Origin of the sequence: Streptomyces sp. A 4/2 (genome assembly GCF_940670765.1) — a bacterium.
In the GTDB taxonomy this organism is placed as follows: domain Bacteria; phylum Actinomycetota; class Actinomycetes; order Streptomycetales; family Streptomycetaceae; genus Streptomyces.
In genome coordinates this window covers 22,439-31,761 of sequence record NZ_CALNVW010000064.1, presented here as the reverse complement: position 1 = coordinate 31,761, position 9,323 = coordinate 22,439, and the positions used below count along the sequence as shown (strand labels likewise).

The 9,323-nt window shown below is 70.2% G+C and carries 6 protein-coding genes and 1 pseudogene; 1 reads left to right on the top strand and 6 read right to left on the bottom strand.

Annotation, left to right across the window (positions count from 1 at the left end; translation table 11 throughout):
* Positions 1 to 234 precede the first annotated feature (234 nt).
* Positions 235 to 912 carry a DUF4232 domain-containing protein gene (locus tag NBY69_RS36665; protein WP_250306616.1) on the bottom strand — a complete coding sequence of 226 codons (678 nt, stop codon included), beginning with the start codon at positions 910 to 912 and terminating at the stop codon, positions 235 to 237.
* Positions 913 to 2,243: 1,331 nt separating this feature from the next.
* Here NBY69_RS36665 and NBY69_RS36655 point away from each other — a divergent pair.
* Positions 2,244 to 3,560 (top strand): ALF repeat-containing protein, encoded by a 1,317-nt coding sequence (locus NBY69_RS36655; protein ID WP_250306612.1) that lies wholly within the window; start codon positions 2,244 to 2,246, stop codon positions 3,558 to 3,560.
* On the opposite strand, the pseudogene NBY69_RS36650 reads toward NBY69_RS36655, so the two are convergent.
* From NBY69_RS36650 to lanL, 5 genes and pseudogenes are all read right to left on the bottom strand, one after another.
* Positions 3,502 to 3,678, bottom strand: a pseudogene (locus tag NBY69_RS36650) (transposase); the annotation flags it as partial. The gene NBY69_RS36655 and the pseudogene NBY69_RS36650 overlap by 59 nt on opposite strands.
* Before the next feature lie 10 nt (positions 3,679 to 3,688).
* The gene (locus tag NBY69_RS36645) at positions 3,689 to 4,591 is read right to left on the bottom strand and encodes an ABC transporter permease (protein ID WP_250306611.1); all 903 of its coding nucleotides are present in this window, start codon (positions 4,589 to 4,591) and stop codon (positions 3,689 to 3,691) included.
* A complete protein-coding gene (locus NBY69_RS36640; RefSeq protein WP_374211383.1) occupies positions 4,588 to 5,772 on the bottom strand; it encodes an ATP-binding cassette domain-containing protein in 1,185 nt (394 codons plus the stop codon). The genes NBY69_RS36645 and NBY69_RS36640 overlap by 4 nt, the downstream gene beginning before the upstream one ends.
* 136 nt (positions 5,773 to 5,908) lie before the next feature.
* Positions 5,909 to 6,064: a VenA family class IV lanthipeptide gene (locus NBY69_RS36635; protein WP_250306610.1), complete on the bottom strand. Its 156-nt coding sequence runs from the start codon at positions 6,062 to 6,064 to the stop codon at positions 5,909 to 5,911.
* A 46-nt stretch (positions 6,065 to 6,110) separates the two neighbouring features.
* On the bottom strand, positions 6,111 to 8,891 hold the full coding sequence (lanL, locus tag NBY69_RS36630; RefSeq protein ID WP_250306609.1) for a class IV lanthionine synthetase LanL: 2,781 nt from the start codon (positions 8,889 to 8,891) through the stop codon (positions 6,111 to 6,113).
* Positions 8,892 to 9,323 lie beyond the last annotated feature (432 nt).

Here is a 9,323-nt window from a genome sequence, read left to right as displayed (position 1 = left end):
TGGCAGACCGCTCCTGATGAAGGAGCCGACAACAAGCTCCCGAGCATCGACGGCAGAATCCGATACATGCCTGGCTGCGGGGTCAGGTGGCCGGGTGGGCCAGTCCCGTTGCCTACCGGGGGCCCTCGATAGGAACTGCCTCGCGTAGTTGTCGACATCGTGGTCGGGGCGGAGCAGGCGCCTGCCGGGTCCATCGGGAATGCGATTTCACGGCTGCTCGGTGAAGCCAGTGGGTCAGATGATGACGGGGACGGAGTTGGCGGGGTTGGTGGCCCAGCCGGTAACGATGGGCTTGTCGACGGTGGCGGTGTCGGGGAGCTTGACTTCGACGGGGTTGGGGTCCGTTTCGCTGGTGGCGATGATGACGTTCTCGAACTGCTTGCCGGAATCGTTGTTGGTGGTTTTGGGGTTGATGCCGGCGTAGGCGGCGGTGGAGCCGGTGAGTTTGATGGGGTCTTCGCCGCCCTGTCCGACGGGGGAGGCTACGCCGTCGGCGCTGGAGCCGAAGGACACGCTGGGGGTGTTCTCATCGAGGTAGCAGGTGATGCCGGACTTGGCCTTGGCAGTGATGAGGTAGTAGCCGCCGGCCTGGGACTCCGGGGTGATCGTGAAGTCCAGGTCGTTGGTGCCGCAGGACTGCCCGTAGTCGCTCTTCTTGCCGTCGCTGGAGTCGACGGCCTTGTCGGAGCCGCTGGAGCGGGAGCCGCCGGTGGAGGAGCCGCTGGTGGAGGCGCTGTCGCTGGTGGCGGAGCTGTCGTTCCCGCTGTTGCCGGCGGCGGTGGAGGGGGCCGGGGAGCTGCTGACTTCCGTGATGTCGTTGGGGTTGCAGGCGGTGGTGGTGGCGGCGAGGGCTGTCACGGCCGCGGCGGCCAGGACGAGACGGGCGGAACGGGCGGCGAGACGCGAACGCATCATGATCTCCAGCGGCTGTCGGTTGCGGTGTTTCCTGCTGACACCGATGACACTAGGGCCGAGTCGATCCTGAAATGATCCTGTGGATGTCTTGGTTCTGTCTCAGCAACTGCGGTTCCAAGAAGCGGTGTTGGATTGCACCAATCACAGCTCAAGGGGCATGTCCGGGACTATCCGAGTTGCCGAGAACGCTACGAGAAGATTCAGTAGCTCCGCCGGCTGCAGTACCCGGGCCCCGAAGCCGGGCAGCGGAACATGCAGTGGCCCGTCCAGCGACAGGGGACCGCGTCCAGCCCGTACCAAGCCCCCGCGAGCCCTACGACGACCGCCGCCGCGGCAGCTGGTCGGTCCCGGGCCGTAGCCGACGCGGTCGGGTGGGTGGGTGCGGATGCGGTGGCCGACGCGGCGGTCACCGCTCCGACGGCGGCGGCTGCGCCCGAGACGCTGGTGAAAACGCCATCGCCGCCGCGACGAAAGCCGCCAACGCCGCCCGGGAACGCACCGCCCAGTTACTCCGCAAGGTCGGGCACATCAGGACCCACAACAGCCTCCTTGGCTCACCGACGCCCGTTTCCGGCCCCGCCCACCGGGGGCCGGGGCGAGCCGCTCCGGACAGTAGGCCTGTCCAGCCGTCGTGGCCACGACACCCGACCGAACTCCACGGCCCGTCTCATCGTGTGCAGCGAACTCAAACCGAACGACCGATTCGACGAGGCCCGCGTCCGCCTCCTGACAGGCGGCGACAAGATCAAAGCCCGCCGCATGCGGCAGGACTACTTCTCCTTCACCCCCCACCCACCACAGGCGAGCTGGCCAAGAGGTCGGCCAAGGCAGCCGAGCAGGCCGGCAAGGCCTCGCTCGCCGCCGCTGACGCGGCAGCCGCATCTCGTAGTGTCACCGGAAACGCCAACAAGGCGGCCGCTGCCGCGGACCAGGCGGCCGACTATGCGGCAGCAGCAGGAGGCTCCGCGACTGAAGCCCGGGCTGCAGCCGCGGAGACCCGCCGTCACGCCGCCGAGGCCAATCGCGCCGCCAATGCCGCCGAGGCACTGGCACGCAAGTCGGCCACAGCTGCCAACGAGGCCCGGGACGCGGCCAACTCAGCTGCTGACCACGCGAATAAGGCCGCAGACGCCGCCGAATCGGCGGCAAAACACGCCGGTGAGGCAGCTGATCAGGCAGTCGAGGCCGGCAAGCAGGCAACCGCAGCTAAAACTGCCGCCAACGCCGCCACCAAGGCGGTCGAAACCGCACAAAAAACCTACAACATTGCCCGGGAGGCCGAGGCGGAAGACCTCAACACCCGCACAAACGCGGGTGTTGAGGTGGCCATGACGCAGAAGGCCGCAGGTGACACCTTCACCGTCGACGTTTCACGATCGGTGATCGAAGGCCAGGCCATCGTCGATGAAACCAAGGCGCTGACTGCCAAGGCCAACAAGTCCGACACCGACGAGGCCTCCCTCGCTGTCAAGGGCCGCGCCGTTGCCTTGCGAGCACTGAGGTACTTCGGGTCCTGGCGCCAGGACGCCGCGGCTCAGGCACTCTCCGGCACCGACTCCGACGTGGCCGAATACCTGCGCACCGGATGGGACAAGGCCGTCGCAGACGAGACGCGCCAGCAGGTCGCCGACCTCGCATCAGACAGCCCGTACGAGACCGTGCGTACCGCTGCGGACGCTACGCTCGACGGCACTGACACCGAGATCCTCGATTTCTACACCACCGGCCAGCACCAGGCCGCCGAAGCCGACTACCGCGTCGCCGTGACCAAGCTCGCCAACGACGGCGGTCCCGGCGTCAAGGACGACGCCAAGAAGGCGCTCGCGGATGGCAGCACCAACGCTCTGGTCAACTTCCTCAACAAGGGGCGCTACGCCAGCCAGCAGGCCGACGAGCGGGTGACCGCCACGCAGCTTTACAACGACGGAGGCCCCGAGGTCCGGTCTGCGGCCAAGATTGCGCTGGCAGGCCCAGCCGACGAGGTGCACCAGTTCGTCGAGGCCGGCCAGTACATGGCCGCCCAGAAGGACCGCCTCGACGACACCCACCTTGCACAGATGCAGCGACTGATCGCCGAAGGCCAAGGGATCGCGGCCACCGCCCGCAAGAACAGCGCCGTCGCAGCGCAGGCCGCCGCGGTGGCAGGAAACGCAGCCTTCGACGCCGCCCAGTCCAAGTTGGACGCGGAACGAAGCGCCAAGGACGCCGAAGGCTACGCGGCCGCCGCTGATACCGCTGCCGACCACGCCGAGACCAGTGCCAAGCAGGCCAAGGCATCCGCCCACCACCGCGCGAGCCGCCTCCGATCGCGCTGCGCAGGACTCCGCCGCTGTCGGCGAGTCCGCCGCACAGGCCGACTTCTCCGCCTGGTGGTGGTCAGGGTGCCGTCGTCGTGGAGTTGGGCGTGGCGGGCGAGTTCGGTGAGTACTTGTTCGGGGGTGAGACGGGTGCGGGCCGCGATGGCGCGCAGGTGGCGGCTGACGTCTGCGGGCAGCCACACGTCGGCCCGCAGCTCTTCCCTCGCCTCCCGCTGTTCCTGCGCCCAGGCGGTGTGGTTGTCCAGGACGGTCTGGCGCTGCCCTCGGGCAGGTAGCGGCGGGGGAAGGCGATCCACTCGTCGTGGAGTTCGAAGAGCACGGCGGTGACCAGTCGCAGGAGCGCGTCGTCGTTGGGGAAGACCTGGACGACGTCGGTGCGGCGTTTGATTTCGCGGTTGATCCGCTCCAGCGGGTTCGTCGATTGGATCTTCTTCCAATGGTGCCTCCAGCGGGTGCTACTCCGGACGGTTGAAGCGGTGGCCGGCCCACAGCAGCGCCGCCACGCCGCAGAGGAGGAGGAGCGCGGCTTCGAGCAGGAAGGGGGGTTGCCGGCCGGCCCAGTCGATGCCGCCGATCGCCGCCCTGTCCGGTACCCGCAGGGCGATGCAGCGGCGGAGCAGGTCCACTCCGTAGGCCATCGGATTGACGGCGGCCAGGGTGTGGGCCCAGGAGGGGAGGCTCTGGAGCGGGAAGAAGCCGCCGGAGAGGAACAGGAGCGGCGTCATCACCACGCCGAGCAGCGTGTTGAACGTCTCGGCCTTGGCCAGGCTCACGGCCAGGGCCAGGGCGAGGGAGGTGATGGTGAACGAGATCAGGATCATGGTGCTGAGCAGCAGCAACATGAGGAGCGGGTCGTAGGGCAGGCCGACCGTGCCGGCCAGGCCGAGCAGTACGGCGCCCTGGACCGTGGCGACCACAGTGCCGCCGGCGCAGCTGCCCAGTAGCAGGGTGGCGCGGCGGACGGGGGCCATCAGGAGTTCCCGGAGGTAGCCGCTCTGCCGGTCCAGGATCAGGCGGATGCCGACCATGATGGCCGGGGTCTGGACCGTCATCACCAGCATGCCGGGGAAGAGGTAGGTCTGGTAGCCGACGCCCAGGGACGCGGTGGGGATGAGGGCGGCCAGTCCGCCGCCGAGGAAGAAGAGGTACAGCACCGGGTTGAGCAGCAGCAGCGCGACGTGGGTGCGCTGGCCGGTCAGGCGGAGCAGGTCACGGTAGATCAGACCCTGGACCGCGCCGAGTTCGTGCCGCAGCGGGCCCACCTGTTCGCCGCCGGGTTCCGGGGCGGGTGCGGGGACGGCGGCTTGTGCGGGTGCGGGTGCGGCAGGGGTGTCGGGGTGGAAGGGGAGCGTCGTCATGCGCCACCGCCGGTCTCCGCTGTCTCGGCCGTCTCCGCAGCCGGTGCCGTGTGGATGCTGCGGCCGGTGTGGTGGAAGAAGACGTCGTCGAGGGTGGGCGGGGTGGCCGAGGCGGCGTGCACGGCGATGCCGTGGCCTGCCAGCGCCGCGCACAGGCGGGGGATCCAGGAGCTGCCGTCGGGCACCCGCAGGCAGACGCCGTCGCCGTCCACCGTGACGGGGTGTCCGGGCGGCGCGCTCCGGCAGATGATCCGGTGGGCGGCGGTGTCGTCGCCGGTGCGCAGTACGACGCGGTCGTCCCCGATCGCGACCTTCAGCGCGCGCGGGGTGCCCTGCGCCACCAGTCGGCCGCGGTCGATGATGGCGATGCGGTCGCAGTTCTCGGCCTCTTCGAGGTAGTGCGTGGTGACGAAGAGGGTGCTGCCGTGCCGCTCGCGCAGGGCGAGCAGATGCTCCCAGATCTGCGCGCGGGCGTGCGGATCGAGGCCGGTGGTCGGCTCGTCCAGGAACAACACGGCCGGGGCGTGCAGCAGTTGGCGGGCGAGTTCCAGGCGGCGGCGCATACCGCCGGACAGTGTACGCACGGGAGAGCGGCGCCGGTTGGTCAGTTCGGCCGTCGCGAGCACCTCGGCGGCCCGGCGGCGCGCGACGTCGCGCCGCAGCCCGTAGAGGCGGGCGTGGATGTGCAGGTTCTGCTCGACCGTCAGGTCGGGTTCCAGAGCGCTGTGCTGGAACAGCATGCCGACCCGTCGCCGTACCTGGTGGGCCTGGGTGCGCACGTCGGCGCCGGCCACCGTGGCGTGACCGGCGGTGGGGCGGGCCAGGGCGCACAACATGGCGATGGTGGTGGACTTTCCGGCACCGTTGGGGCCGAGGAACGCGAAGGTCTCGCCCTCCTCCACCGCCAGGTCCAGCCCTTGCACGGCGTGGGTGGTGGTGCCGTCCGGGCCGGGGTAGCTCTTGGTCAGACCGCGCGTCCTGATGGCGTACACGAGCGCGGGCACCGGCATGGTCCCGGCTCCGGCTCGGGCCCCGGGGACCTGTGTGGGGGTGGGGCGGGTGACCTCCCCACTGGTAACGGCCGTACTGGTGGAGGCCGTACCGGTAACGGCCGCACTGGTGACGGCCGTTGTCGTGCGAGTTGCTCGGGCGAGATCGTCGTCACCGGTGTGAAGCTGCATATGGTCCGGTCCTCGTCTGGAGTTTCGCGCCGTCCGCTGCCTCCGCGCGTGTGCGCGAGCCCGCGTCGGGCCCGTGGGCGGTTGTCCGGCTGGAGGCTGTCCCAGGACAGCCTCCAGCCAGGTCCTGCCACCACTGTTAGGCGCAGCTGATGCCGACGCAGACGGTGTTGAGGAGGGTCAGCAGGCCGGTACAGGCGCACGTCCCGGAGAACGAGGCCCCGTCGAGGTCGACGGGGTCGGTCTCGGGCAGGGCGTGCAGCTGGGCCAGCAGTTCGAGTTCGACGATGTCCATGAGGGTTTCTCCTTCTGCGAGCGGTGGCGGCAGAAGTCTCTGCCGCTCAGTCCGGCAGCTGAACCATCCAGTGCCGGAGGTCTGTGTGACGGAGGTCGCGGTGTCCCGGGTCGCGGTGTCCGGGGTCCTGGTGTCCGGGGTCGGTGTGCAGGCTCCGCAGGAGGAAGGCCAGGGTTCCGGCGGATCCGTCGCTCCAGCCGGTCGTGACGTCTCCGTACTCGTTGGGGAAGACCATGTGGCCGTTGCGGCGGGCTCCCTCCGCGACGATGAGGCGGGCCAGTTCGCCGGCTTGCGCGTGGTAGGCGGGGTCACCCGTGGCGTCGGCCAGGTCGAGGAGGAAGTCACCGTTGCCGGACAGTCCGTGGCATTGGCTCAGCGGTGCGCGGGAGGCGCGTTCCGTGACGGACTGGGCGCTGCGCCGGGCGAGTTCGCCGAACCGGTCGTCCCCGGTGACTTGCCAGAGGCGGACGAGGAAGGTCCCGATGCCGGCCGCGCCGTGGCACCAGTAGGGGGCCGTGGGGACGTCCAGGGCCTGGGAGGGCCACTGGGCGGCGGCGCCGACGAGGACGGCGGTGGACACCAGGTGTTCGCCGACCTCCACGGCCAGTTCCAGGTGCTCGGGGCGCCGCGAGACGAGGGCGGCGGAGAGGAGGAAGCAGCCGATGCCGGCCGCGCCGTGCGCGAAACCGAGGTAGGTGCTGCCGAACTTCCCGTCGCCGGAGAGGGCTTCGGCGGGGACGGGCCAGCTCACGCCGGTCGCCTCGCGCTGTGCGGCACGGGTCAGCCGGTCGGCCGCGTCGACGGCGAGTTCGGCGAAGCGGGGGTCGCCGCCGCGGTGCCACAGGTGGAGGGCGGCGGTGCCGCTGCCGGCGGTGCCGTGGGTGATGTCGTGGTGGAGGGTGACCTCCTGGGGAGCCGACGCCAGCGCCAGCGCGTGGCCGACGAGCGCGCGGTCGTCGATGGCACGTCCGGCGTCGTACAGCGCCCAGGCGGTGCCCCGGCCGCCGAAGTGCAGACCGGGGCGGGTGAAGGCGGTGTCGGTGCGGTCCGCGATCCAGTGGCCCGCGGTGGAGAGCAGCGCGGGCAGGCGGGGGTCTCCGGTGAGCTCGAAGTACCGGGTCAGGACGGCCAGGACACCGGCCGCGCCCTGCTGCACGGTGCAGGGATCGGCCTCGCCGGCCCGGGTGGACACCGGCCAGAGCCGCCGGTCGTCCGCCGGGTTCATCGAGTCGATCAGGTGGTCGACGAGGCCGGTCACCGCGTCGCGTGGGGAGTCGGTGCGGGGGGTGGTCCGGGCTCCGGGTCGGTCCGGGGTCTGGGTTCCTGAACGGACCTGGACGTGAACTCCGCCTCCTGAACGGACCGGGACTCCGGCCCGCCGGAGCACGTCACGCGCCCGGGACGGATCCCAGCGTTCGGCGGGATCGTCCCGCATCAGCCCGAGGACCATCTCCACGAGCCCATCGGGCAGTTGAAGGTATCCGGCGCAGGCGCTCAGCCACGCGGCGAGCCGCTCCTGGTCGGCCCTGTCGGCGGGCTCCTCGGACAGCAGGTTCGGAACCTTCCCGGCCAGCACGAAGCAGGCGGTGGCGCCGAGGCTGTAGTAGTCGGCCGTCCTGGAGACGGGCGCGTCGTCGAGGCGCTCGGGGGCGCTGAAGCAGGGGGTGCCGACGCGGGTCGGCAGAGCGGAGCCGTCCTCGGTGACGGCGAGTTCGAGGTCGATCAGACGCAGTTCGCCGTCGGGTTGGACCATGACGTTGCCGGGGGTGAAGTCCCGCAGCACGCACCCGTGGGCGTGCGCCGCCGCGACCAGTTCCACCAACCGGGCCACCTGAGCCAGCGCATCGGCACGGTAGCGCTCGCCTCCGGTGTCACGGAAGTGTTCGGCGACCCAGACCCGCAGCGGCACGCCCGGAATCTCGCTCTGGGCCAGGAACAGATGCCGGCCGTGCTCGAACAGCGCGAGGGGTTCCGGGGCCAGCCCCGTGCCCGTGAGTTTCTCCAGCGCGCGGGCCTCGGCGCGCAGCCAGTCACGGACGTCGCGGCCGGTGGCGTCGGCTTCCACGTGCGGCCGGGTCTCCTTGATCACCACGGGTGCGCCGGTGGCGACTTCGGTCCCTCGGTACACGCCGCCCTTGTTGGTCTGCCGGATCGCCTCCCGCACCGCGAACCGACCACCGAGCAACACCGGACCGCTCGCCGTGCGCGAGGGTGCGGGCGGGGGCACGGGCACCGGGGCGGGGAACGGAGAGACGGCCCAGGAAGGCGGAGCGTAACGGCCGGTGCGCTCGTCCTCCACGGGATTCCCGTCGGGATCCTCGATGTACCAGACCAGCAGCCCGATGTCCGAAAGCCGTTGCCGTCCGGCGAAGGCGCCGTAGCGGTAGTGCACCAGGCTGTCGGGTGCGTACGCCTGATCCGAGAGGATGCGCGGCCCGGTCAACGCTGCGGTGGCCGCATGCAGCTCCCGCGCGATCCGGGTCGCGTCGGCGTCGGAGCGCGGGTAGACGGTGATGAACTTGCCGGAGCTTCCCCGGGGCGTGGCACGGGAGTTGAGAGCGCTCACCTGGTCGAGCGACCGGGCGAACTTGAACGCCGACTCCTCACGCACCAGCACGTCAAGGGACTTCGCGAGAACTGCGGTCGCTGAGGCGACAGTTGCCGATACGTGAAGCTTCCAGCCCTGGAGGCGCGGGGCCGCCGACGTCGGTACGGCGCGGCACCACATCTCATCCGTGTCGGTCATCCAGCGTGCTTCCGTGTCCGCCGATTGCAGCGCTTCACGGAGAAGGCTGGCTAGTTCGACCTGCGTCGCGTGGCTCGTCATCAGTCTGCCTCCCAACGGTGAGGACCGCTGGTTCGAACGGTGCCCACGCCTCATGAACGTCCAACTCAGTGAGGGATGTGTTCACTTGAACGAGCGAGCGCCCGGGGTCACATCCCGACGAACGGCGCCGCTCAGCGCACGAACAGCGCACGATCCGGAGCCAGTTGCGGGATCACTACCCCGGGACGCGGGCACCGGCACCGGCACCGGCACCGGGCGAGCGTATGAAGCGCGGGGTGCGAGAGGCGGCAGGGACGGCCGGGGGCCACCCGGATGCACACACCACCGCTGAATACGAAGACCCGGCCATCCAGTCGGATTTCCCGGCCTTTGTTCGGACGCTGGCGGCTACCTCGCCGGACAGTACGAGGGGTTCGGCCTGCTCTCCGGCGATCTCGACCAGTACATCACCTCGCCGGATGCCACGGTCAC